Annotated in this window: 15 protein-coding genes, 2 tRNA genes and 1 pseudogene; 11 read left to right on the top strand and 7 right to left on the bottom strand. The window is 71.9% G+C overall.

Annotated features, from left to right (window positions below):
* Positions 1 to 38: 38 nt before the first annotated feature.
* Together IF129_RS16235 and IF129_RS16240 are read left to right on the top strand one after the other, a co-directional pair.
* Positions 39 to 1,208, top strand: coding sequence for an FAD-dependent monooxygenase (locus IF129_RS16235; protein WP_191210391.1), 1,170 nt, complete (start codon positions 39 to 41; stop codon positions 1,206 to 1,208).
* A gap of 123 nt (positions 1,209 to 1,331) precedes the next feature.
* Positions 1,332 to 1,895: a GNAT family N-acetyltransferase gene (locus tag IF129_RS16240; RefSeq protein ID WP_191210392.1), complete on the top strand. Its 564-nt coding sequence runs from the start codon at positions 1,332 to 1,334 to the stop codon at positions 1,893 to 1,895.
* A 215-nt stretch (positions 1,896 to 2,110) separates the two neighbouring features.
* Here the strand turns inward: IF129_RS16240 and IF129_RS16245 are convergent, their stop codons facing one another.
* The gene (locus IF129_RS16245) at positions 2,111 to 4,165 is read right to left on the bottom strand and encodes a TerD family protein (RefSeq protein WP_191210393.1); all 2,055 of its coding nucleotides are present in this window, start codon (positions 4,163 to 4,165) and stop codon (positions 2,111 to 2,113) included.
* A 209-nt stretch (positions 4,166 to 4,374) separates the two neighbouring features.
* Between IF129_RS16245 and IF129_RS16250 the strand changes: the two genes are divergently transcribed.
* The 3 genes from IF129_RS16250 to IF129_RS16260 all read left to right on the top strand — a co-directional run bounded on the left by IF129_RS16250 (position 4,375) and on the right by IF129_RS16260 (position 9,968).
* Complete coding sequence (locus IF129_RS16250) at positions 4,375 to 4,953, top strand: HhH-GPD-type base excision DNA repair protein (RefSeq protein WP_191210394.1); 579 nt, start codon at positions 4,375 to 4,377, stop codon at positions 4,951 to 4,953.
* Positions 4,954 to 5,047: 94 nt separating this feature from the next.
* Positions 5,048 to 6,451 carry a dihydrolipoyl dehydrogenase gene (gene lpdA, locus IF129_RS16255; protein ID WP_191210395.1) on the top strand — a complete coding sequence of 468 codons (1,404 nt, stop codon included), beginning with the start codon at positions 5,048 to 5,050 and terminating at the stop codon, positions 6,449 to 6,451.
* A 196-nt stretch (positions 6,452 to 6,647) separates the two neighbouring features.
* Positions 6,648 to 9,968, top strand: a complete 3,321-nt coding sequence (locus IF129_RS16260; protein WP_191210396.1) for an AfsR/SARP family transcriptional regulator — start codon at positions 6,648 to 6,650, stop codon at positions 9,966 to 9,968.
* A gap of 45 nt (positions 9,969 to 10,013) precedes the next feature.
* On the opposite strand, the gene IF129_RS16265 is transcribed toward IF129_RS16260, so the two are convergent.
* Entirely contained in the window at positions 10,014 to 10,865 is an 852-nt protein-coding gene (locus tag IF129_RS16265) for an extensin family protein (RefSeq protein WP_191210397.1), read from the bottom strand.
* Between the two features lie 200 nt (positions 10,866 to 11,065).
* Here IF129_RS16265 and IF129_RS16270 point away from each other — a divergent pair, with 200 nt between their 5' ends.
* Positions 11,066 to 12,070: a TIGR00341 family protein gene (locus tag IF129_RS16270; protein WP_191210398.1), complete on the top strand. Its 1,005-nt coding sequence runs from the start codon at positions 11,066 to 11,068 to the stop codon at positions 12,068 to 12,070.
* A 72-nt stretch (positions 12,071 to 12,142) separates the two neighbouring features.
* On the opposite strand, the pseudogene IF129_RS16275 reads toward IF129_RS16270, so the two are convergent.
* Positions 12,143 to 13,135, bottom strand: a pseudogene (locus IF129_RS16275) (DMT family transporter); the annotation flags it as partial.
* 85 nt (positions 13,136 to 13,220) lie between these two features.
* A complete protein-coding gene (locus IF129_RS16280) occupies positions 13,221 to 13,592 on the bottom strand; it encodes a hypothetical protein (protein ID WP_191210399.1) in 372 nt (123 codons plus the stop codon).
* Positions 13,593 to 14,812: 1,220 nt separating this feature from the next.
* Between IF129_RS16280 and IF129_RS16285 the strand changes: the two genes are divergently transcribed.
* The 3 genes from IF129_RS16285 to IF129_RS16295 all read left to right on the top strand — a co-directional run bounded on the left by IF129_RS16285 (position 14,813) and on the right by IF129_RS16295 (position 18,654).
* Positions 14,813 to 15,169: a hypothetical protein gene (locus IF129_RS16285; protein ID WP_191210400.1), complete on the top strand. Its 357-nt coding sequence runs from the start codon at positions 14,813 to 14,815 to the stop codon at positions 15,167 to 15,169.
* Between the two features lie 451 nt (positions 15,170 to 15,620).
* On the top strand, positions 15,621 to 16,562 hold the full coding sequence (locus IF129_RS16290; protein ID WP_191210401.1) for a restriction endonuclease: 942 nt from the start codon (positions 15,621 to 15,623) through the stop codon (positions 16,560 to 16,562).
* Between the two features lie 1,873 nt (positions 16,563 to 18,435).
* Complete coding sequence (locus tag IF129_RS16295) at positions 18,436 to 18,654, top strand: hypothetical protein (RefSeq protein WP_191210402.1); 219 nt, start codon at positions 18,436 to 18,438, stop codon at positions 18,652 to 18,654.
* A 173-nt stretch (positions 18,655 to 18,827) separates the two neighbouring features.
* Here the strand turns inward: IF129_RS16295 and IF129_RS16300 are convergent.
* Together IF129_RS16300 and IF129_RS16305 are read right to left on the bottom strand one after the other, a co-directional pair.
* Positions 18,828 to 18,900 (bottom strand) — tRNA-Arg (locus IF129_RS16300).
* 202 nt (positions 18,901 to 19,102) lie between these two features.
* Positions 19,103 to 19,193: transfer RNA gene (locus IF129_RS16305), tRNA-Ser, on the bottom strand.
* A gap of 283 nt (positions 19,194 to 19,476) precedes the next feature.
* Here IF129_RS16305 and IF129_RS16310 point away from each other — a divergent pair.
* A complete protein-coding gene (locus tag IF129_RS16310; protein WP_224755074.1) occupies positions 19,477 to 19,842 on the top strand; it encodes an SSI family serine proteinase inhibitor in 366 nt (121 codons plus the stop codon).
* 141 nt (positions 19,843 to 19,983) lie between these two features.
* A complete protein-coding gene (locus tag IF129_RS16315; RefSeq protein WP_191210404.1) occupies positions 19,984 to 23,598 on the top strand; it encodes a response regulator in 3,615 nt (1,204 codons plus the stop codon).
* A gap of 51 nt (positions 23,599 to 23,649) precedes the next feature.
* Here IF129_RS16315 and IF129_RS16320 read toward each other — a convergent pair whose 3' ends face one another.
* On the bottom strand, positions 23,650 to 25,317 hold the full coding sequence (locus tag IF129_RS16320) for a long-chain fatty acid--CoA ligase (protein ID WP_191210405.1): 1,668 nt from the start codon (positions 25,315 to 25,317) through the stop codon (positions 23,650 to 23,652).
* Between the last annotated feature and the right edge of the window lie 196 nt (positions 25,318 to 25,513).

Genomic DNA, 25,513 nt, shown 5'->3' on the forward strand with positions numbered 1-25,513 from the left:
CCCACCGCCGGCCGGGCCGGCGAAAGGAACGGCCAGACATGAAGGCAGTCATCTGCGGCGCCGGGATCTCCGGACTCGCCCTCGCCGGGCGGCTGGAGCGGCACGGCTGGGACGTCGTCGTCCTGGAGAAGGCCCCCGGTCCACGCGACCAGGGCTACATGATCGACTTCTTCGGCCCCGGCTACGACGCCGCCGACGCGATGGGCGTCCTGCCCCGCATCCGCGAGCTCGGGTACCGCGTCCGGGAGGCCGCCTACGTCGACGAGCGGGGTCGTCGACGCGCCGGGCTCGACTACCGCCGATTCGCCGACGCGCTCGACGGACGACTGGTCAGCGTGATGCGGCCCGATCTGGAGACGGCCCTGCGCGAGCACCTCTCCCCCGCCGTCGACCTCCGGTACCGTACCGGCCCCGCCGACGTCGACGTCCACCCCGACGGCGTCCGCCTCGCCCTCACCGACGGGACGGCGCTCGACGCGGACCTCCTCGTCGGCGCCGACGGCGTCCACTCCACCGTCCGCCGTCTGGTCTTCGGCGAAGAGCACCACTACCTGCGCCACCTGGGCTTCCACACGGCCGCGTTCGTCTTCACCGACGCCGAACTCCACGCCCGGGTGCACGACCGCTTCGCGCTCACCGACACCACCGGCCGTCAGATGGGCTTCTACAACCTGCGCGACGGCAGCACCGCCGTCTTCGCCGTCCACCGCACCGACGCCGACTCCCTCCCCGAGGACCCGCGCGCCGCTCTCCGCCACGCCTACGGCACCCTCGGCTGGTGGGCGCCGCGCGCCCTCGACCGCTGCCCGCCGGCCGACGCGGTGTACTACGACCAGGTGGCCCAGATCGAGATGGACCGCTGGACGCACGGCCGCGTCACCCTCGTCGGCGACGCCTGCGGCGCCGTCTCGCTCCTCGCCGGCCAGGGCGCCTCCCTCGGCATCGCGGGCGCCTACCTCCTCGCGGAGGAACTGGACCGCGCCCCCTCCGTCACCGACGCGCTGGCCCGCTACGAACGCGCCTGGCGTCCCGTGGTGACGGAGAAGCAGCGCGTCGCCCGCAAGGCCGCCCGCTGGTTCCTGCCGGAGTCCGCCTGGCAGCTCCGCGTCCGACGCCTCCTCCTGCGCGCCTCCGCCCTCCCCGGCGCCGACCGTGTCCTCTCCACCGCCCTCGTCGGCAAACCCACCCCCCTCCCCACTCCCCGGTAGACGCTCCTCTGGAGGTCACACGGCTGAGCGGACAGGACGTACCGCTGGGGTGGCGGGCGTGGCACGTACCCTTCGGAGTCGTTGAGACCGTGTCCGCCCGTGCTCGTTCTTCGTGGAGTCACCATGCCGTTGCCCTGTCCGGAACTGCTGCCCGGCGAGGGCTTCAACCTGCGCCGGCACCGCCCCGCTGACCGAGAGGCGTTCGCGGCCTTCCTCACCGACCCCGAGGCCACCCGCCACATGGCCTTCACGGCGGAGCAGAAGACCCCGCAGGGTGCGCAGGACATGCTCGACTACGTGATCTCCGCCTACGGCTCCGATCACGAGGTGCTGTCCCTGACGATCGCGGACGCGGCAGACGACTCGTACCTGGGCTCGATCGGGGGCACCGCCACGGACACGGACGGGGTGGTGGAGATCTACTACACGGTCATCCCCGGCGAGCAGGGGCGTGGCCTGGCCACCGGTGCCGTACAGCTGCTGCTCGCGTACCTCTTCGCGCTGCCCGGTGTCACCTCGGTTCGGGCGGACGTCACCACTGACAACCAGCCGTCGCTGCGTGTGCTGGAGAAGCTGGGCTTCCAGGACCGCGGGCCTGTGGAGCGGGACGCCGGCGAAGGCGAACTCGCCCACGTCTCTCTCACCGGACGCCGGTACGTACGGGACGCCGACGCCTACGAGGCGTGATCCCCCACCGACCCGGTTCGACGGTCCAGGGGTCGCATGGGGACGCCGGAGTGGCGGGGCTTCTTGACCGAGCCTCCATCAGGTCACGGACGCCCGTCCGGTCGCCTGCGAGGCGGCTCCTCCGTGCGGATCGACACATCCCGGACAAGACCGTCGAGACGTCGGGTCAGTCCGTGAGTCAGGCCCGTCGGAGAAGCCACGTCACATCCTCGCTGTCAGTCCTCGCGGGACCCTGCGGCGGCCCGGCGTCGCGGACGGCGTTCCAGCGGCACGACCACCGAGCTCCAGAAGCGGTCCACCGAGTCGTACACGCTGCGGATGAAGCCCGTCTCGGCATGACCGCGTGAGCTGCCCATCCCCTTGAAGAGAGACAGCTTGAAGCCCGTGATCCGGACGTCGGACTCCTGGGGGAGAAGGTCGCCGGGTTCGGGTCGCAACCGCTCGAGCGTTCCCCGCGGACCGTTCGGTCGGCCTTCGAGGAGCGTCTCGACGTGCAGGTCGGCCGGAGCGTCGGAGAGTTGGCGGATCAGGCGCTTCGCCCAGGTGAGGGGGTAGCCGCTCTCGGCGGGGGGAATCTCCATGGACGTCCGCAACTTCCCGGTGCGCAGGTCCGCGACGATGACCAGGGTCCCCGGAGCACCCTCCACCCGTACTTCGGCCTCCAGGCGACCGTCCGCGCACAGCCGGTCCGCGAGGGCGGCGCGACGGGCCCCCGCGTCGCTGTTGCGGCGGACGCGCTGGACAGGCAGCGCCCGCTGCCCCAGCTCTCCCCCCAACCGCAGGCACACTTGACGGATCAGCCGCTCCCAGCTTTCGACGACCTCCACGGCCCGCTGGTCGCCGTGGCACAGCGTCTCCGTGTCGATGCCGTTGCGCACCGGCACCCACGCGGGCCCCATGTTCTGGAACCCGTGGCAGCCGGAGTTGTCGTGCCGCAGATAGTGCAGCAGCTCCTGGAGCAGCCAGGCGTGAGCGGCGTTGCCCACACCCTCGTGCCGAATCAGCATCTGGGCCTGGTGCGTCACCTCGGCCCAGGAGAGGTGCCAGAGCGTGACCCGGTGCTTCCGCCTGCGATCGATCTTGACGTCCCCCAGCGGTCCGCCGTCGAGCGCTACGTCGTTGGAGAGCGTGATCACGGCTTCATAGCCCCTCCGGGCCGCCACATCCACGTAGTCCTGGACCTGCTCCGCCCGCAGCGGGCTCCCGTTCGTCTTCGTCTCGACGAGTGCCGTCCACAGGCGCCCCGCCCGTTCCACCCGGATGACCCCGTCGGGTCGCTTCGGCGCGTCGCCGTGCGGAAGCGAGACCTCGGTGAAGGTTTCCATCCGACCGGCCGGTGCTCCGAAGCCCGCCGTGAGCCGACGGCCGAACTCGGGCACCTGCGTCATCACCGACAGCAGGACGGAGGTGGCGCGCATCTCGCGCTCTCGGTCGTTCTTCAGGCTCGACGCGGGAAACAACCGTGCCTGCCGCCACGCCTCGTTCTCGGCAAGCGACTTCTTGGCGACCTTGGGCAGTGTCACCTTCTTCTTCGCGGTACGCGGCCGCCGTCGGGCAGGGCGTTCCTCGCCTTCCTCCGTCGTGACGGAGGAAGGCGCCGCTTCGGGCCGACGTTGCGGGGGTACGGGCGCACCGCTTTCCACCGGGGCCCGGGCCGGCACGCTCCCGGCGACGACCTCGCTTTCCGCAGAGGGGACGTCCGTGCCGTCCGCCGACTCGTCGTCGGCCTCCTCGGCCTCGTCGACGTCGATGCCGAAGTCGATGGCCAACCCCGCGAGGCCGGAGGCATACCCCTGAGCGACCGCCCGGAACTTCCACCGGCCGTCGCGGCGGTAGAACTCGCCGAAGACGAACGCCCGCTCCACCCCGGCGTCGGGGATCGAGAACTCCAGCAGCGCCTCGCCCGAGGGGTCGGTGACGGTCAGCCGCAGAGCGCTCAGGTCCCCGAAGCAGTCCTCGCCGTACCGGCTCGCCGCGATGGCGATGCGCTCCACGTCACCGGGCATGGCCGCCAGGTCCAGACTGACCCGGTCCTCGTTGCCGTCGTCCGTCGGTCGCTTCCCCAGAAGCTGCACGGACCCGTCAGGGGCCGTGGGGTTGTTGTAGAAGTAGAAGTCGGCATCGCCGCGCACCTTGCCGTTTCCGTCCAGGAGCAGCACGGAGGCGTCCGCATCGGCCTCACCCGACTCGCTGCTCCATCCGAGGTGGACGACCACCGCGTCGACGCTTTCGCTCAGCTCGTCCAGGCCGACGTTCGCGCCTTTGACCATCTCGCGCACTGTGCCCCCCAAGAATGCGGGCCACCCCGGGGCACACCGGAGGCCCGTCGCCGTTCACGATCGGATCACACAGCCCGCACGCTGCGTGACGGAGAGCGTAGCGTCACCGATCAACGCTGCGTAAGGGTCGGGCAGCACTTCGCAGTCACCGGACGGGGCCCCGGGTGCGGGGGGTGGGGGTGCGGGGGCATGATCGGGGGATGGATGTGTCGCTTCGCCTCGCCCAGCAGCCGGACGCCGACGCGCTGCTGAGCCGCAGCCCGCTCGCCGCCCTCGTCGGCATGCTGCTCGACCAGCAGGTCCCCATGGAGTGGGCGTTCAACGGCCCGTGGACGATCGCCCAGCGGATGGGCGACGACGACCTCGACGCGCACCGGATCGCCGCGCAGGACCCGGAGGCGTTCGCCGAGCTGCTCGCCGCCAAGCCCGCCGTGCACCGCTACCCGGCGTCGATGGCCGGGCGGGTGCAGAAGCTGTGCCAGTACCTCGTGGAGCACTATGACGGCGACGTCACCGCGCTCTGGCGGGACGCCGACAGCGGCAGGGAGCTGCTGAAGCGGCTGAACGACCTGCCGGGCTTCGGGAAGCAGAAGGCGCAGATCTTCCTCGCCCTGCTCGGCAAGCAGCTCGGCGTCACGCCGGACGGTTGGCGGGAGGCGGCGGGCGGCTACGGCGAGGAGGGGGCGCACCGGTCGGTGGCCGACATCACCGGGCCCGAGTCCCTCCAGCAAGTGCGGGCGTACAAGCAGGAGATGAAGCGGGCGGCGAAGAAGTCCTGAAACCGGCGGAGCGCCGGGAGGAGACCGCAGCGCCGGGCCCGCGAAGGTGCATGATCGGCGTATCCGGCCATCCGCACCGTGGAGAGGACTACCGATGGATGAGCGCTTCGACGTCGTCGTGCTCGGCGCTGGGCCCGGCGGCTACGTCGCCGCGATCCGGGCGGCGCAGCTGGGCAAGCGCGTCGCCGTCGTGGAGCAGAAGTACTGGGGCGGCGTCTGCCTGAACGTCGGTTGCATCCCCACCAAGGCCCTGCTGCGCAACGCCGAACTCGCCCATCTCCTCACCCACGAGGCGAAGACGTACGGCATCCGCGCCGAGGGCGGGATCACGCTCGACTACGGCGCGGCGTTCCAGCGCAGCCGCAAGGTGGCGGACGGGCGGGCCAAGGGCGTCCACTTCCTGATGAAGAAGAACAAGATCACCGAGTTCGACGGGCGCGGGGTCTTCGTGGACGCCCACACGCTGCGCGTCGAGCACACCGACGGCGGCAGCACGACCCTCGGCTTCGAGAACTGCGTCATCGCCACCGGCGCGACGCCCCGGCTGCTGCCCGGCACACGCCTCAGCGAGCGCGTCGTGACGTACGAGGAGCAGATCCTGACCGAGGAGCTCCCGCGGTCCGTCGTCATCGCGGGCGCGGGCGCCATCGGCGTGGAGTTCGCCTACGTGATGCACCACTACGGCGTGAAGGTCACCGTCGTGGAGTACCTCGACCGCATGCTGCCGCTGGAGGACGCGGACGTCTCCAGGGAGCTCGCCAAGCAGTACCGCAGGCTCGGCATCGACGTCATGACGTCGACGCGGGTGGAGGCGATCGACGAGTCCGGACCGCGGGTGCGGGTCACGGTCACCGGCAGGGACGGCGCGCAGCAGGTGCTGGAGGCCGACAAGGTCCTCCAGGCCATCGGGTTCGCCCCGAACGTCACGGGCTACGGCCTGGAGAACACCGGCGTCGGCCTGACCGAGCGCGGGGCGATCGAGGTCGACGGGCGCGGCCGCACGACGCGGCCCCACCTCTACGCCATCGGCGACGTGACGGCGAAGCTCATGCTGGCGCACACCGCCGAGGCCATGGGTGTCGTGGCCGCCGAGACCCTGGCCGGGGCCGAGACCATGGAGCTCGACTACGTCATGATCCCGCGCGCCACCTACTGCCGCCCGCAGGTGGCCAGCTTCGGGTGGACGGAGGAGCAGGCGCGGGAGAAGGGCTTCGACGTGCGGGTCGCCACGTTCCCCTTCACGGCGAACGGCAAGGCGCACGGGCTCGGGGAGACGGCGGGCTTCGTGAAGGTCCTGGCCGACGCCCGGCACGGTGAGCTGCTCGGCGCCCACCTCATCGGGCCCGACGTCACCGAGCTGCTGCCCGAGCTGACGCTGGCCCAGCAGTGGGACCTCACCGTGCACGAGCTCGCCCGCAACGTCCACGCGCACCCGACGCTGGGCGAGGCCGTCAAGGAGGCCGTGCACGGCCTGGCCGGACACATGATCAACTTCTGAGCGCAGCACCCCTCGGCGCGCAGGCCACCGGCCCGTGGCGCCTCGGCCACCGGCCCGTGGCCGGCCGGTGCGCCGTGGAGGCGACGCACGCGAGGTCGCCATCCCGCGTTCGCATGGTCGCCGCCCGGTTGGGCAAACATGCGGAATCGAACACCGCGACGGTGTGGCGGCGTTGACGCACGGAGGGACGTGCCGAGTGCGGTTCGGAATACTGGGCCAGGTCGAGGCCCGGTGCGACGGTGTGCGCATCGCCCTGCGGCCCGGCCGGGAACGCTCCCTGCTGGCCCTGCTCGTCCTCAACGCGGGCCGCCTCCTCACGGCCGACCACGTCGTGACGCTCCTGTGGGAGGAACCGCCGGAGAGCGCGCGCGCCCAGGTCTACAACCTCGTCAGCGGACTGCGGCGCCGCCTGCACCACCCCGCCCCCGGCCGTCCCGCCGGCGCCGACGTGCTCGTCACGGCCGACGGCGGCTACCGGCTGGAGCCCGCCCGGCACCACACCGACCTGGCCGCCTTCCGGTCGGCCGCCGCCCAGGGCCGCTACGCGGCCGAGTCCGGCGCCCGGCACCGCGCCGCCGAACTGCTGACGCAGGCCCTCGGCCAGTGGCGGGGCGAGGCGCTGTCCGGCTGCGCGGCGCCGTTCGCCGCCGCCGCCCGGCAGACGCTGGAGGACGAGCGCTGGAGCACCGTCGAGGCGCTGCTGGACGTCCACCTCGGGCTGGGCCGCTACGAACGCGTCCTCGCGGACGTCGGGCCCTGGCTGGAGCAGCAGCCCTACCGGGAGGACCTGTACCGGCGGCAGATGCTCGCCCTGGCCGCCCAGGGACGGCGGGCGGACGCGCTGGCCAGCTACCGGCGGGCCTACCGGCGGCTGGGCGAGGACCTGGGCGTCGAGCCGGGCCCGGCCCTGCGCGACCTGCACGAGCAGCTCCTGCGCGGCGCGGCCCCGGCGCTCCCCGGCCGGCCGGAGGACGCGGGCCGCGGCGGCGGCGCGGCCCGCCGGAGGCCGCCGGCGCGCCGCAGCGGTGCGACGGCGGACCCCGCGCCCCTCCCGGGCCCGCGTCAGGACGCACGGCCGCCGGCCCGGGAGCCGTCGGCAGCGGGACCCGCCGTCGACGAACCGTCCGCCGGAGGACCGGGCACCGGGCCGTCCGCCGGGGAACCATCCCGCGCCCGCCCGATTCCGCGCCAACTCCCGCCTCCGCCCGCCCGCTTGTACGGCCGCGAGGCCCTCCTGCGCGAACTGCGGGACGCCCTCGCGCCCCCGCCGTCGCCCCTGACCGCGCACCCCGCCGCACGCACCACCGCGCACCCCGCCCCGGGCCCGCCCGTCGTCGTCCTCACCGGGCCCGGCGGCGTCGGCAAGACGGCCCTCGCGCTGCACACCGCCCACCGCCTCGCCGCCCGGTTCCCCGACGGGCAGCTCTACGCCGACCTGCGCGGCTCCCACGCCTCCCCCGCCGACCCCCCGGAGACCGCCGCCCGCTTCCTGCGCGCCCTCGGCGTCGACGGCCAGGACGTCCCCACCGACGCCGACGAGCGCGTCGCCGACCTGCGCAGCCGACTCGCCGGACGCAGTGTGCTCCTCCTGCTCGACGACGTCCGCGACGAGACGCAGCTGCGCCCCCTGCTGCCCGCCGACGGCGGCTGCGCCGTACTCGCCACCTCCCGCAACCGGCTGACCGGCCTCACCGCCCTGGCCGACGCGCGGGTCCTCGGTGTCGGGACCCTCACGCCCGCCGACGCCGCCGCCCTCCTCGCCGGCCTCGTCGGCGCCGAACGGGCGGGGGCCGACCGGGTCGCCACCGCCGAGGTCGCCCGGCTCTGCGGCCGCCTCCCCCTGGCCCTGCGCATCGCGGGGGCCCGGCTCGCGGCCCGTCCCGACTGGACGGTGGCGGGCTTCCGGGACCGGCTCGCCCAGCAGCACCACCGGCTCGACCAGCTCGCCGCCGGCGACCTCGACGTCCGCGCGGGCATTGCCCTCAGCTACCGCTCCCTCGGCCCCGGACTGCGCACGGCCCTGCGCCGCCTGGCGCTGCTGGAATCCCACAGCGTGCCCGGCTGGGTCGTCGGGACGCTGGCCGGACGACCGGCGGAGCCGTGGCTCCACGACCAGCTCGTCGAACGCAACCTGCTGGAGACCTGCGGGCGCGACCAGGCCGGCCAGCCGCGCTACCAACTGCACGCCCTCGTCCGCGACTTCGCGCGCGAACGCACCCTCACGGAGGACACCGAGGAGGAGCGGAACGCCGCCGTCGAGCGCGTCCTGCGCGCCTGGCTCGCCCTCGCCTCCGAGGCGGCCGGACGCCTCGGCCACGGCGGCGTCCTCGACCCCGTCACCCCGGCCCCGGGCGGACCGCCGGACGCCGCCGATGCCGCCGATGCCGCCGATGCCGCCGATGCCGCCCGCGACCGTCCGGAACGCTGGTTCGCCGCCGAGCAGGCCAACCTGCTGAACGCGGCCCTGCACGCCTGCCGCCTCCACCTGCCCGAACTGGCCGGCGACCTCGCGCTCCAGCTGAGCGGCTACCTCGTCATCCGCTTCTACGAGGCCGAGCGGGAGGCCGTCGTCCGGGCCGCCATCGCCAGCTGGGGGGACCGTCCCACCGCCGACCGACGACTCTCCCGGCTCCACTTCGCCCTCTGCTGGACCCTGTACCAACAGGACCGCTACGCCGAGCTCACGGACGCCGCCGAGCGCGGCCTCCGGGTCGCCCGCGACCTCGGCGACCCGGAGGTCGTCGCCGACGCCGCCTGGCAGCTCGGCCGCGCCACCGCCCTGCGCGGCCGGCTCACCGAGGCCGCCGCGTACTACCGGCGCACCGTCGAGGACGCCGAGCACCTCGGGCTCTCCGCCCGCGCCCACGTCTACGCCCTCACCGGCCTCGCGAACGTCCTGGCCGACCTCGGCGAGCCGACCGAGGCCGTCCGGAGCTACCAGCAGGCACTGGAACGCCACCCCGGGGCCGACCGCACCCGGGTCGTGATGCTGCTGCGCTGCGCCGAGGCGCACAGCGACGCCGGGCAGGGCGCGCGCGCCCTGGAGCTCCTGACGGCCGCCGACGCCATCGTCCGCGCGATCGGGGACGACGTCGGCGCCGCCCACGTCGAACGGGGCCGGGCCCTCGTCGACCTCGCCCACGGCCGCTGGCACGCCGCCCACGACCGCCTGACCGGCGTCCTGGCCACGCTGCGCACCCAGCGCGAGACGTCCGGCGAGGCGGGCGTCCTGCGCAGCCTCGGCGACGCGGCCCTCGGCACCGGACGGTGGGACGACGCCCGGCACCGCCTCGACGACGCGCTCGCCCTCTACGCCCGCATGGACCTGCCCGTCGAGATCGCCCGCACCCGCGCCCGCCTCGCCGTCGTCCACCGGCTCGCGGGCGACCCCGCCCCGGCGCACCGGCACGCCGACGCGTGCCGCGCCCTCCTGCTCCGCCACGCACTCGGCCCGGCCTGCCTGCGCCTGCCCGCCCACGTCCGCCGGCTGCTGCCACCGGCGGACGTGACGACGTGACGGGCCGGCCGCGACGTGACGACGTGACGGGCCGGGCGGGGCCGGTCAGAACGCCTCGTCGCGGAACCCGTGCCGGGCGACGCGCGCCAGCATGTTCCGCCACGCGTTGAGGTCCGCGTGCGGATTGCCGCTGATGCCGAGCCGGTTCTTGGCCTGGCCGAAGGCGTTGTCGGTGTTCGGCCCCCAGATGCCGTCCACGGCCAGGCCGGAGCCCATGAAGTTGTTGCACATGGCCTGGACGAACCTGGTGTCGCTGGAGCTGCCCTTCTGGCACAGCGTGGGCAGCCCGCCGAAGTCGGCGTGGATGTGGTCGCGGTGGGCCGAGTTGTACCAGCCGTCGAGCACGTACCGGAACCGGCGGCGGCAGGTCGCGTCCACCGCCAGGTAGCGGCGGCGCAGGGTGCGGTCCGACGCGGCGTGGTGACCGTCCAGCATCGAGGACTGCCGGCCGCCGTTCCACCGCACCAGGTCCAGGTCCATCGCCGTGCCGGCACCGTGCTGGCCCGACCGGTTGACGTAGAACCCGGCCGAGACGAGGAACTTGACCCCGCCGAACCCGCCGTCCGACGACAGGTCCCGCAGGTCGCGTATCCACACCACCAGCCGGTCGTAGAACCCCTGCGTGCAGCGCCAGTCGCGCAGCACGGTGTTGCCTCTGTTCCCCCGCCAGTAGTACACCGGCGTACCGTCGATGCGGCTGAAGGTCCGCAGCGCCTGCGCCGAGACGTCGCCCTCCGGCGCCTGCATCTCCCGGGGCAGCGCCTCGAACCCCGGGTCCTCCGCCGCCCACGCGCTCCCGCCCGTGGCCCCCGCCACGACCGCCCCCGCCGCCGCGGCCCCGACCCCGCCGAGGAACAGCCGCCGGTCCAGACCCCTCGCCCGCTCGTCTTCCCGCATGGTGAACGCCCTTCCGCAGCCGTGCGGGACCCGACCGCCCCGCACGTCGTGACTGCGATGGTTCGCCCCGCGCCTACGTCCGACCTCACCCCGCGCTAACACCCCGGGGCTTGACAGCACACCCGCCCCGACTCCCCCACATGGCGCACCCGCCGGTGTCCTGCCCGGCGAGCGGACGTCCTCGCCGGATACTCGGCCGCATGATCAGCGGACTGCGTTCCCGTGTCCTGCCGCCCTCCCAGCGCCGGTCCCTGGACGACCTCGCCCAGGACCTGGACCTCTCCACGGGAGACACCGGAGCCAAACGCTCCGCCTTCTGGACGATGCTGACGCTCTCGGCCGTCATCGCCACCGGCGGCGTCCTGACCGACTCCACGGCGACCGTCATCGGCGCCATGATCATCGCCCCCCTGTCCACGCCGATCATGGGCATCGCCCTCGGGTCGGTCCAGCAGCGGCGTACCGGAGCGGCACGCACCGTCCTCCTCGCCTGCCTCCTGGTCATCGTGCTCGGGACGCTGCTGTCCGCCGCCCTCCCCGGCGACTACGACCTGCTCTCCAACACCCAGATCGCCTCCCGCACCTCACCGGGCATCATGGATCTCGTCGCCGCCCTGGCGACCGGCTTCGCCGGTGCGGTCGCCCTGGCCCGTCGGGACGTCGCAGCCGTCCTGCCGGGCGTCGCCATCGCCATCTCCCTCGTCCCGCCCCTGGTCGTCGCCGGCGTCTGCCTGGGCCACCAGTCCGTCTGGCTCGCCCTGGGCGCCCTCGTGCTGTTCGTCTCCAACCTGTTCGCCCTCGTCTTCGGCGGCATGGTCATCTTCGCCGCCCTCGGCTACGGCGGAGCGACCGACCACCGGCGCACCGGCCGACTCGCCCGCCGCACCTACGTCGCCATGACCACCCTGTTCGCCGTCGTGTTCGTCCCCCTGGCCGCCAACACGGCCCTCACCCTGCTGGTCGACACCTGGACGGCCCGGGCCAAGCAGGCGGCCACCCAGTGGCTCTCCGACGACCCGGACGCCACCGTCACCGGCGTGGACGCCGTCTCGCGCACGCTGTACGTCCACGTGCGCGTACCGGGCGACCTGCCCCCGATCGACGGCCTGCTGGACCGGCTCGACGGACAGGTCCCCGACGGCGTGCCCGTCGTCGTCGACACCACCCGCGGCCGCCGCCTCGACGCCGGCCGCGTCGGCACCTGACCCCCGCCCCCGGCGCACCACCGGACGCCGCACACCGTTCCCGGGCAGACGGCCGTGGGTCACCACCACGCCGAGCACGACCAGGACCGCGCCGGCCACCTGGGTCCAGGTGACCCGCTCACCCAGCAGGGCCACACCGAGCGCGACCCCGACGACCGGCGTCAGATAGGTGACGGCTGCGGCGTCGGCCGCGCCCCAGGCGGCGACGACGTTGCTGTTCCAGACGTAGGCGAAGCCGGTGCCGAAGACCCCCAGAACGACCGTGGCCAACACGACGGCGCCGGACGCCTCCCCCACCGGGTTCCGATCGAGGAAGGGCGTCGCCGCCAGCATCACCAGGGCCCCCGCGCTCACCTGGACGACGGCGACGGAGAGCCCCGGCAACGCGCGCGGAGAGACGAAGCGCCGCAGGTAGACGAAGGCGATGCCGTAGCACGCCGTCGCGGCCAGGCAGGCCAGTTGCGCCCCGACCCCGCCGCCCGACCCGGCCCCGAGAGGATCGAGGACCACCAGCACGCCGGCGAACCCGAGCAGCAGACCGAGGGCACCCCGTCGGGTCAGGCGTTCGGCCGGAAGAAGAAGGACGGACCACGCCACCGCCATCAGCGGGGTCGTGGCGTTGTACGTGCTCGCCAGACCGGAGGAGATCCGCTGCTCCGCCCAGGCGAACAGGGCGAAGGGCACGACGCAGAGCAGCACGGCCACGACGGACAGGTGGCCCCACAACACCGGGTCGCGCGGGACGCGGCGCCGGGTGACCAGAGCGACCACCCACAGGGCGACCGCACCGGACACCATCCGGCCCCAGACCACCTGCGCCGGGGACAACCCGTCAAGGCCCACCTTGATCAGCAGGAAGCTCGACCCCCAGGCCAGGGCCAGCAGAACGAACTGGACGAAGACCGGCACGAGCCCTCCACTCCGGCACGGGGCGCGCGTCTCGCACCCTCCCGTCCGAGCCAAACGCACCCCGCCCCCGCAGACCGGCGGATTTCCGACCTCACCTTCCCCGATCCACGTAGGGCTTCGTCGTCTCAGGGCCGGGGCGACTCCGGCCGAGCCCACAGACCCGGCCCCGCCTCACGCCACACCACGCACACCGCGCCGCCGCGTGCGTCGGCGACGATGGATCCACCCGAGGCTACGGCCTCTACACGAGGATGTGCAGCTGTTGGAGACCGTGCATCGCAGCGTGAAACGTGGCTGCGATTGCACGAGCCTCCTCCTCAGTCCGGATCGGCCACATCGAGATGTAGTCAGCTCCGATATTGATCTGCTCCGCGATGCCGCCCAATACCAGCGCTTCGGCAGCCGACCGGAGGACGGTCATCGACTGGTCCGGAATAAGGGGCTTGCGGCTGGCCATGGCGTCAAGCTGCACCTTCCAGCGCTGGCCATGGCGAGCAATGCACACAAAGATCGCATCGTTGGCCTTGGCCTTCTTGTAGGCAGCGCGGTGGGCCTCCAGTTCACTGCAGTCGGGGATGAGGGCAGCTTGGAGCGGCATTCCAGGCGTCAGCATGCTTACATCGTCGCAGGCGCTTGTGCCTCGATCAGGTGAACGCCCATGCTTGCCGCCCCGATCGGGGGCGTTGGCATCTCAGGCGGAATCAAGCAGGCGATGCCATCCTGGGCGACGATGAAGAGGACGCCCCTGGTGTCCACAGCGTCAAGCACGCGCAGGGCGCAGACGCTGACCATCGACTATTGGCCCACCTCGGCAGTCAGCCGCCCCACTGTGGTCGACGCGTCTCCGTCATCGCTCCGCCATCGCCCGGGCCGCCCAGGAAGACGAGGTGCCACCACACCCCAACCCATGTTCTTGTGTCTGGTCGGCTGCGACGCCGTCACCGAACTGGGAAGACCGGTTGCAAGGCTTCATCGAGGCACTACAGTCCCGCTCTCGCTGGGCACCGAGTCACAGGCCCGCATGACATGGGGGAAGGCTGTCGATGAGGCGCCACCCCCGAGCTTGCTGCCTCCCGGGTTCGACCAAGGAAGGCTGGTCGTCGCGTCCGACAGCAACTATCCCGGCCGGACAGGCCTCAATCACCGTTCGCAAGCAGTGACTCGACGACGACACGACTGAGGCCCTCACCGACCGGGCCACACCAGCCGGGAGTGGGAAGGTTCGGATTCCACCTCTTGGCGACAGTGCGCGCACCACCGACGGGTCAGGGAGACAGCCCGGAGGCTGGACAGGGTGCTGATGATCCGTGCCGAGACGCAAAGGTGCCAAGCGTACGTGTGCACCACCTGCGGCATAGCTGCGCGTCGCGGCTGCTGGCTCTGTCGGTCGGTGCGCGCTCCACCATGAGGCCGCTCGGGCACAGCACGATCACGATCACGCTGGACGCCTATGCGCAGTGATGGGACGACGCTGCGAGCATCCGTTGCACAGATGCACAACGACCTGGGCTCGACCAAGAGGCGGGGGACGACTCAACCGGGGAGTCCACAGCCTGGGCGGCGATGCCGATGACGCCGATGTCAAAGGGCCCACCGGTTGAACCGGTGGGCCCTTTGACCTGCTGCGCGCTCGGCAGGTCGAACCAGCAACCTTCTGATCCGTAGCTCTAGCGGGAACGGTCGCCGACGGCCATACCGGCCGCTAGACGACCTCGGACGGGGACTGAAGGGCGACGTCCGTTGCTGCGGTTGCTGTACTTCGCTGCTGTTTGTACGGGCAGCACCCGCGCCGTGGCCCGGGTTACGCGAACCGCGTCGCCTACTCTCTTCCTCATGGATGACTCGGAGGCCTTCCGTGTGGCGGTGCGAGCGTGCGCAGAGACCATTGCGAAGGCTGACGCGTCTCCGTACGAACCGGCATTGGAGATCTTGGGTCTCGCCAGTGGTGGGCACCCGATCGACGACGGCGACGAAGCCAGCAACTGGCTCGTGCTCATCTGGGGTGAGCTGACCGACTGGGTCGAGCTGCGGCCTGCGGAAGCGGACCAGGCCGAGGAGCATATGGTCACGGCCGCCCGTGAATGGCTGACAATCGAGGGCGAACGAGAAGCTGAGGGGCACTACTTCGACCGTTGGCTGTACGAAATCGTTGGCGTCGAGCGCCGCTCGACGCACAGTGGCCCATCTTGAAAACCGTCGTGGCAGCGATGTCACCGTTCGTTCAAGTCCCACCGCCTCCGCCCTGACACCAGCGACACCGGACCCTGACCAGCACATTCGGTCAGGGTCCGTTCTCGATGCACGCCCTCCACACCCGTCCGCACTTCCCCACCACTCCCCGCCCCATCGGGCACGCAAGGGGCACGCCCGCCCGGCCGGTTCCATTCCACTGGCGCTTAGCATCCGCTGGGGCCCGCCTGAGCCCCAGCCGACGACAGTCAGCCACGACGGCGGGTGCACCGACCGACCAAGCGCGCGCTTCGCTGCACCCCCACCGGTATCAGCCACGCTGCTCCAGGCGACCGAGGAGCAGACCGCGTGACGCATCATCCGGCGAGGTGAAGGGCGCATCAACGGCCGTCGCCGCGCTACCGTGTTGAGATGGCGGTACGCCTGAATAGGGCTTGGGGAAGAGGGGGCTATGCCACAGAGCGCCAGCAGCAACAAGATCAACCCGCGTGCAAATATCGCTCTGGCCGACGCACTCACGGTGATCTTCTGGAACAAACCACCCTTTGCGCGGTATCTCCGGGGGATGTTGCAAGACCACAGCGAGCTTCTGGCGCGGCTCGACTTCAGCACCACCAAGCGCGAGACCGCTGGCCACCTAGTCGATCTTCTTCGGGCCAATGAAGCCCGGTACCAGGACCTGACCATCAAGCTCATGCTCGACATCGCGGAGATGAAGCGGTTTTCGAACCTGGAGCAGCAAGTAGACCGGGACGAGATGGTGGCCCGTGCCGAAGCCGCTGTGGCCGAGCTGCGCGAGTGGACCGAGCTCCAGCGGCACGTCATCCAGGAGCACGAAGACCACTCAGCCACCATTGCCGACAGCGCCAGGCAAGCGGAGAAGGATCGGCTGTTCAACGCCGACCATGAGGCCCTGAAGCTACGCTTTTTTGAGATGCACACGTCCAGTGACCCGCACCGGCGCGGCACTGACTTCGAGGACTTCATCAACAAGCTGTTTGGGCTGTACGACCTCGAGCCCCGGGCGTCGTACAGGCTTGACCATGAGCAGATCGACGGCGCGTTCGCCTACGCCACCGACCACTACGTCCTTGAGGCCAAGTGGTGGAAGGAGGCCATTGGTCGCCGGGAGCTGGACGTGTTCAAAAGCAACATTGAGCGCAAGGGCAAGAACACGCTGGGCCTGTACATCAGCATGAGTGGCTTCACCTCAGATGCCCTGGCCGTCTACAGCTACAGCACACCCTTCATCACGATGGACGGAAGTGACTTCATGGCGGTCCTAGAGCAGCGCATCCGTCTAGACGACCTGATCGCTCGCAAACGCCAGCACGCCAGCCAGACCGGCCACTGCTACATGCCGGTGTCGGCTATCTTCTCGGGCACTGACTGACTGGCCGGTTTAGCTCACGTTGAAGCCCCCGATCTCGTGGACCTGGATCACTAGGAAGCCTCCGAGCTGCATGTAGTCCCTCGTTGCGCGGTTCGTGGCGTGCTCTGGTCAACGACACTGGCAACGTGGCAGAGGCCCCCGACCGGCACACGACGACTGTGCCTGAGCCCTCAGCTTGGGAATTACCGGCTGTTTGGGCGCTATTTCAGCGCTAACCTGCACTGATTGCCCTCGTCAGGCCTTCGACGATGGGTGCCCGCGCAACGACAGCGACCGTCACCGCCTGGTGCATCTTTACAGTGGCCGCATGGAGTCGTTCGGCCCCCTGCTAGTGCTTCGGGCACTACGGAATCCGTGCATGCGACACGGTTCTTCGAGTGAAGCAACCGTGCCCCGCAAGGACAGACTTGACGGCAAGTCAGTCTCTGCCTACCATCGAACTCACCTCGATGCACTGCCGTATGCGGCGGGCTGTGCGAGGGCGAGTCAGTTGATAATCGAATAGGCAAGCCCGTTCCAGGCCATCAGTCCATGATGCGCCATGTAGCGGTGCCTCTTTTGGTGAGGCATGGACAAGCTAAGTCCGATCTATTTCCGCGTATCCAACAAATGCGGATATACGATCGGACTTTTTTTTGCTTCAAACACCTAAGGAGTGAAAGCGAATCACCCAAACTAAGAGATTGAAGAAAAAGTGAATGAACTATTCAAGGAAGTTGGGCGGACAGTCCGTTTTGCGATCAAGGATGAGTGTCGGACTGTCCGCCTGAAGGACCTGCTGCTGACGACTGCCATCGTTGCAGCAGGTTTTGCGGTCCTGGTAACAGCTCTCGTGTGATGTAGCTGAAGACCAGGGTGCCATCAGCGTACGGCGGGCTGCTGAAATTTCACAGCTCGCCGTACGTCTCGCTGGGCGCAGAGCGAGTCGGCGGAGCGACTTTGGGCGGTGGCCTGCCCGGTTTGGGATCGAGCATGACTAGGGGGCCATACGCTCGCCAGCGAACTTGGGCAGCCTCTGGCCTGCCCGCGTTTTGCCCAAGTGGCCCCCTGGTCTTGCTCGATGAGGGCCCCGAGCCGGGGAGGTGCCTAAAGTCGCGGAGCCGACCCCCAGCCACGACGGCGCCCTCTTTGACCTTCGCCCTGGTACTCGCTTGCCGTCTGCGCGGGGCGGTGGACCGGGGCGGAGACAGGAGCGGGGGCCCCGGGAGCCGGGCCGCGCGCGGCGAGCGGAGCGAGCCGCCTTGAAAGACGCAGAGAAAGTTGTTACTCAGCGTCGACGCCTGTCGGCCTCGGCGAAGAGTCCGGCACAGGGTGGTGGGACCCCGGGTCTCGATCGGCGAGTACGAGGAAGGTGACCGGACGGGCTGTCCACACGATGCAGGTGGCGCCCTGGGTGACCGTGAAGGTGTGCTGCTCGCCGAAGTTGAGGTCGCGGTGGGCGTTGGCGTGTCTGGCTTCGAGCCAGTGCCATGCCTGGGGGCGGGCGGAGTTGTCCAAGGCTGGCATGACTGTGCGTAGGGCTACGCGGATCCAGCGGAGGGCCTGGCCGGGGGCTGGCGGTGTCGAAGGTGGCCACGGTGCGGCGTTCACTGCTGGCGGGGCTGTAGGTGAGGCGTTCGCACCAGATGCCGACAGTCGTAAAGGGCCGGTGGGTCATCGGGTGGGCTCCGCGTGGAGGCGGTATAGGACTTCGTCGTAGCAGGCGGTCAGATGGTAGGCGTACCCCTGCGCGAGGTGGTGGAGAACGTCACCTTCACTCGGAAGTTGCTCAGGGGGGCAGGGGTGGCCGTGGAGTCGGTGGTGTTCGTCAGCAAGCCGTACGAGGAACGGCGCGTCTACGCCACCGCCCGCAAGCTCTGGGCCCGGAGTCGAGGTGACGTGCCACTCGGCGGTGGTGGGCTTCGAGGAGTACCTGGAGCGCATCGGCGACAGCCACAAGGTCATCAGCATGCTCGTGGGCACGGTGCAGCGGCTGCTCGTCTATCCCGAGCGGGGGTTCATGATCGAGATGGCGGTGCCGGCCCGGGTACGCACGGCGTACCAGCGGCTCTGCGACGCCGGATACACGAGTCGCCTCGTCACCGGGCCCTGACGGCCTCCGCCCCTCGCGTGCCGTCGGCGCGAGGGCCGCGAGGGCACGTGTCGACCTCAGCGGCCACGCAGGATGCCATGGGCGGTAGCGGCTGACGCGGTTGCTGTACGTTCCCCGCTTCGCGCACGAAAAAGCCCCCGCCGAGATGATCCCGAGGGGGCTTTGACCTGCTGCGCGCTCGGCAGGATTCGAACCTGCAACCTTCTGATCCGTAGTCAGATGCTCTATCCGTTAAGCTACGAGCGCTTGGCTTCCCGGCTGTTTCCTGCCGTTCGGCGTTTGCGGGGACAACATTACATGACCGGTGCCGGTAGGCGAAATCCGATTCGGACAGGCGGCCTGACCTGCGAAAACGCCTCTCCGGTGAGGTCCTGGCGAGGGGCTGCGGAAGGTACGCGAAAGCCCCTGCCGCAGGCGGCAGGGGCTTCTCGTGATCTTGGGGATCGAGCGGAGGCTGAGGGATTTGAACCCTCGATGGGGTGATAGCCCCAAACCGCATTAGCAGTGCGGCGCCATAGACCAGACTAGGCGAAGCCTCCAGGCACACCACGGCCAGCGGGTATGCGCAGATGATGGTACAGCCTCGGGCGGCTGCGACCGATCGCCGTCAGAGTACCCGGCCGGTGGCGCCCTGGGCAAAGCGCTGGGACGGCGGGGTGTGAGGTGCTTCGTTCGGGTGGGTGTCCGGCCGAGTTGCGCAACGCGGGACGGGGTGGAGCGTTAGGAGGGTGGGGCCGGGTTGTGGTTCCTCATCCTCAGGGAGTTGTGATGGTGCGCCGTACTGCTGCTGTTGTCGTCGGATGTGTCGCTGCGCTGGCCGGGATGGGTGGGACGGCTGTGGCCTGCCCGTCGCCGGGGGAGGGGGACCGGCTGACGATCACCTACCAGGAGGGGCGGACGGCGGACGTCCAGCGCTTCGTCCTGGAGTGCCACCCGGCCGGTGGTGACCACCCGAAGGCGGAGGAGGCGTGCGCGGCAGTGGACCGCGAGACGCGGAACCGGGCGGCGAGCCCGTTCGCGCCGGTGGAGCAGGACGCGATGTGCACGTACATCTACGGTGGCCCGCAGACGGCGCGGGTCACGGGGACGTGGCAGGGGCGGACGATCGACGCCTCCTTCGAGCGCACCAACGGCTGCGAGATCGCGCGCTGGGACCGGCTGACGCCCGCGCTGCCCGAGGTGGAGTAGCGGTTCTGCGCCGGTTCGGGCGGAGTTGGGGTGTTGGCGTTTGTGGGATCACACAGCGTCTGCGGCGACCGTGGCGTGTGCAACAGGTGCCCGTAGACTCCCTGGGGTGACACGCCCAGACTGACCGGGAGGAACGCCGACGTGAGCAGCAGGCCGTCCCGAGGCGCTGCTCGCCTCGCCGCCATCCTCGACGCCCTGCCCGACGCGTTGTTGCTCGTCAACGCCAACGGCACCGTCGTGAACGCCAACAGCATCGCCCTGGAGTTCTTCGAGACTCCGGGGACCGCGCTGATCGGGCGCGGGCTGCTCGACCTGCTGCCCGCGTTCGACTCCAAGCGCATCCCCGGGTCGATGCGCCGGCCCGATGAAGAGGTGGAGGGGCGGCAGCCGCCGACGCGCATGATCGCGCGCCGGACCGACGGTGAGGAGTTCCCCGTCGAGGTCACGAGTGCGAACCTGGAGGACGGCCGGACGCCGTACGAGTCGTCGTTCGAGGCCGCCTACGCGGACCACGGGAACAGCTACACGGGCAACGAGCTGCTGATGCTCGTCGTGCGGGACCTCACCGGGACGCTGGACACCGAGGCGGAGCTGGCCCGGCAGCAGCGGCAGACGGAGATGATCCTGCGGGCGGCGGCCGAGGGCGTCGTCGGGACGGACGTCGACGGGCGGGTCGTGCTGGTCAACCCGGCCGCGGCGTCGATCCTCGGCCACCGGGCGAGCGACCTGGGCGGGCAGCCGCTGCATCCGCTGGTGCACCACTCGCGGGCGGACGGTACGCCGCTGCCGTACGAGGAGACGCCGCTCGCGGACACCCTGAGGTCCGGCCGCAAGCACCGGGTGCGCGGGCAGGTGCTGTGGGCGAAGGACGGTCGTCCGGTGCCGGTGGACATGACGACGGCGCCGGTGCGCGACGGTGAGCAGCTCGTCGGCGCGGTGCTGACGTTCACCGACCGCTCGTCGTTCGACGCCCTGGAGGCCCGGCACGAGCAGCTGCTCGCCGTCGTCGACACCGCGCTGCGCGGCCCGCTGGACGAGCTGCGCCGGGAGCTGGGCGGCCTGGCGGCGGACCCGGCGGGGCAGTTGTGGCCCGAGGCGAACCAGGTGCTGCACTACCTGTCGGCCGGGTACGCGCGCATGACGACGCTCATGGACAACGTCCTCAGCTTCCACGCGCTGGAGACGGGCCGGGAGAGCCTGGCCAAAGAGCAGGTCGCGCTGGACGCGGTGATCTCCGCCGGTGTGGAGGGCGCGGTGGAGCTGGTGGGGCCGGGACGCGTCCAGTTCGCGGTGCACGCGCCGCCGATCCAGGCCGTGGTCGATGCCCGGTTGCTGAGCCTGGCGATCGCGCACCTGGTCGCGGACGTCGCCGGGGTGGACGCCACGGGCAACGCCATCCGGGGCGGCGGGGGCGGGTCGACGGTCGTGGTGGCCGCCGCCAAGCGCGGCAAGGGCGCCGACGCCGTCGTCCGCATCGAGGTGCGGGGCCCGCATCCCGGCGGCAGCCCGGTGCACCAGCCCGTGGTGCGCGGCGTCGTGACGCGGCACGGCGGTGTGCTCCAGACGCACGAGCTGCCGGGCGGTGGCGCGAACGGGAGCGCCTTCGTGCTGGAGGTGCCGGTCGGCGACGTGGACGAGAGCCTGGTGCCGCCCGCGCCGGAGCCCGAGCCGGACGCCGAGCAGCCCGCCCCGGACGCGGCGGACGCGGCGAGTGGGCCGGACACGGGATCGGCGGAGGCCGTCCCCGCGACGCCGACGGGGCGACGGGCCCGGCGCGCTCTGCGGCGCGTCGACGAGCCGTCCGACGGCGTCGGCACCGGGACGGACGGCGGGTCCGAGACCGGGGGCGAGACGGCCGGCCAGGGCGTGGCGGGCCTGATTCCGGAGCAGGGGAATCCCGTCGACGTACCGCCCGGGACCGGACGGCGGGCCCGGCGCGCCCGGCCCGGGCCGACGGACGCGCCGCAGCGTCCCGACGTCGTGCCCCCCGGCGGGGTTCCGGCCCGCCCGGCGCAGGGCGCGGAGCCGCAACGGCGCGCCCCCTTCGCGCTGCCCCCGGCGGCTGCGGACCGCGCCCCGGCCGCCCCGGACCGTCCGGCGGAGGGCGCGCCCGTGGACCGTCCGGGGGGCGAGGGCCACCCCGGCGCGCCGCCGGTCGGGGACCGCCCGACGGGGCGGCGTCGCAAACCCGCGCCGCCCGGCGAGCCCACGGACCCGACGGCTCCCGGCCGGGCGCCGGTGCCGGACGGCGGAGCCGCGGGGTCACCCGAAGGCCGCGGGCCGGACCAGCACAGCCGCGGGCCGGACGACTACGGGCACGGGCCGGGCCACCACGGCGCCGAGTCGGGTCACGCTGGGCCCGCGGCGGGCGGGCACGGGGCGTTGGAGCCGGCCCGGAAGGATCCCGGCGCCGGTCATCCGGTCGTGGCGCGCAGCCCGATACTGGGCGGCGGCCCGCCGAGCCACCCCGAACCGTCGTCGTCCCCCACCCAGCCCGCGCCCGGCGGGGACCCGCACGCGCAGAGCGCTCCGGGCGCGGGGGTGAGCGTGCGGACGCTCGGCCAGGGCGTGCCCTTCGCCCGCCGCGCCGCCGACTCCGGCGAGCACGCGGTGCCCACCACCCCGCAGTCCGTCCCGCCGCATCCGGCCGCTCCGGAGGCGCCCGCCACGGGACCGGCCGCTCCGACCGGTTCGTCGACCCCGGCCGCCGGGACCGGCCGCCGTCGCAAGCTCGCGGCGCCGCCAGCCGAGGGGGAACGTCGGCCGGGCGCCTCCCCACCGGGAACCCCCGGTACCGCCGCACCCGCCCCCGGCGCGCCGGACGCCCCCGCGAGCCAGGTCCCGGGGCGCCCCCACCCCGGCACGCCGCCGCCCGCGCACCCGCCCGCCCCGGCGCGCCAGTTCGCCATCAGCGCTCCGGAGGCCGGTGCCGACGAGGGCCCGGAACCGCTGGACGGGCCGAACGGCGCGGTGGAGGTCCGCGAGAGCGGCGCGCACACGCCGCCGCACCCCATCGACGTCGACGACGAGCTGCCGCCCGAGCCGCTGGACAACCCGCGCCGACTCCTCGTCTGGCCCGAACCGGACGTCTCGACGCAGCAGGCCCTCACCGACCGCGGCTACCGTCCGGTGATCGTCCACTCGCGTGAGGAGGTGGACGCGCAGATGGCGGCCTACCCGGCGGCCCTGTTCGTCGACCCGCTGACGGGGCCCATCACGCGCACCGCCCTGCAGTCCCTGCGCCAGGCCGCCGTGGCCGCCGAGGTGCCCGTGCTCGTCACGGCCGGGCTGGGGCAGGCGAGCCGGGAGGCGGCGTACGGGGCCGACCCGGCCGTCCTGCTGAAGGCGCTCGCCCCCCGTGACAGCGACCAGCATCCGCCGCGCGTCCTGCTCGTGGAGGAGCAGGAGGTGATCGCGCAGGCGTTCGGCGCGACCCTGGAGCGGCGCGGGATGCAGGTCACGCACGCGCCCACCGACAGCGAGGCGGCGGCGATCGCGGCGCGGGTCCGGCCGAACCTCGTCGTCATGGACCTGCGCCAGATCCGCCGCCGTCGGGCCGGGATCATCGACTGGCTGCGCGTCAACGGGCTGCTGAACCGCACGCCGTTCGTGGTCTACACGTCCGCCGCGATGGACCCGGCCGAGCTGGGCCTGCTCGCCTCGGGCGAGACCGTGCTGTTCCTCGCCGAGCGCTCGACCAGCCCCGACGTGCAGAGCCGCATCGTGGACCTGCTGGCCAAGATCGGCGCGAACTGACGCCCGCCCCCGGGCCGGCCGCGGCCGATCCGGGGGCGAGGCGGGAGACCCCTATCCGAGCGTCGTGATCTCCAGCTCGCCGTCCGCGTGCCGCTTGCGCAGCACCTTCTTGTCGAACTTCCCCACCGACGTCTTCGGCACCTCCTGGATCACCGACCAGCGCTCCGGGAGCTGCCAGCTCGCCACGTGCCGGCCGAGGAACTCGCGCAGCACCGCGAAGTCCGCGTCCGACCCCTGCCGCAGCACGACGGTGGCCAGCGGACGTTCGCCCCACTTCTCGTCCGGCACGGCGACGACGCACGCCTCCAGGACGTCCGGGTGCGCCATGAGGTGGCCCTCCAGCTCCACCGACGAGATCCACTCGCCGCCGGACTTGATGACGTCCTTCGCCCGGTCCGTCAGCGTGAGGAAGCCGTCCGGCGAGATCGTGCCGACGTCGCCGGTGCGCAGCCAGCCGTCGGGGCTGAACTTGTCCTCCGGGCGCAGCGGCTCCTCCGCGCCCGCCCCGCCGTAGTAGGCGGCGGCGATCCACGGGCCGCGCACCTCCAGCTCGCCGGTGCTCTCGCCGTCCCACGGGGCGAACGTCCCGTCCGGCGCGGCCAGCCGTGCCTCGACGGAGGCGGGCAGGCGGCCCTGGGTGAGCCGGTACGCCCAGCTCTCGTCCTCCGACACCCCGGCCGGCGGGCGGGCCACGGTGCCCAGCGGCGAGGTCTCCGTCATGCCCCAGGCGTGGACGAGCGTCACGCCGTGCCGCTCCTGGAAGGCCCGCATGAGGCTCGGCGGACAGGCCGACCCCCCGATGACGACCCTGCCGAAGGAGGAGATGTCGCGCGGGTTCGTCTCCAGCTCGGCCAGCAGGCCCTGCCAGATCGTCGGAACGGCGGCACCCACCGTCGGGCGCACGGCCTCGATCATCTCCGCGATCGGTGCGGGCTGGAGGAACCGGTCGGTCATGAGGAGCGAGGCGCCCGCCATGTAGGCGGCGTGCGGCAGCCCCCAGGCGTTGACGTGGAACATGGGGACGACCGGCATCGTGATGTCCGCCTGCGACAGCGCGAACGCCTCGGCCGAGTTGACCTGGAGCGCGTGCAGGTACGTCGAGCGGTGGCTGAACAGCACGCCCTTGGGGTCACCCGTCGTGCCGGAGGTGTAGCAGAGGGACGCGGCCTGCCGCTCGTCGACGTCCGGCCACGCGTAGGTCGTCGGACGGCCGCCGATCAGCTCCTCGTAGTCGTGCACGCGGACGCCCGCCGTCTGCGCCGCCTCGGTCAGCGCGGCCCGGTCCCCCACCCCGGTGACCACGACGTGCTCCACCGTCCTCAGCTGCGGCAGCAGCGGGACGAGCAGCGGGAGCAGCGTGCCGTTGACGAGGACGACGCGGTCGGCCGCGTGGTTGACGACCCAGGCGAGCTGCGTCGGCGGCAGCCGCAGGTTCAGGGTGTGGAGGACGGCGCCCATGGCGGGAACCGCCAGGTAGGCCTCCAGGTGCTCCGCGTTGTTCCAGCACAGGGTGGCGACGCGCTCGTCCCCCCGGACGCCGAGCTCGTCGCGCAGACCGTGGGCGAGCTGCGCGGCCCGGGCGCCGACCTCCGCGAACGACCGGCGCTGCGGCTCGCCCTCCCCCGTCCAGGTGATGACCTCGGACCTGCCGTGAACGGTGCGACCGTGCTCAAGAATCCGCGCGACCTGCAGGGGTACGTCTTGCATCGTGCTCAGCATGGGCCAGCCTCCCGAAGAACCAGCTACGTGCGGGTAACAGGCTGATTCTCGGGTCGTACGAGACCGAATGTCACTACCTGGGGCCTGTGTCGTGACCGTCACCGCCGGGGCACGCCGGCGGAAACGCCTCCCCCTCACCGCACCGCTCCGACGTGCGACGGCGCCGACCGAGCCGGGTGCCGAGACGGGCCGTGTC

It is taken from the genome of Streptomyces chumphonensis (assembly GCF_014779715.1).
Taxonomy (GTDB): domain Bacteria; phylum Actinomycetota; class Actinomycetes; order Streptomycetales; family Streptomycetaceae; genus Streptomyces; species Streptomyces chumphonensis.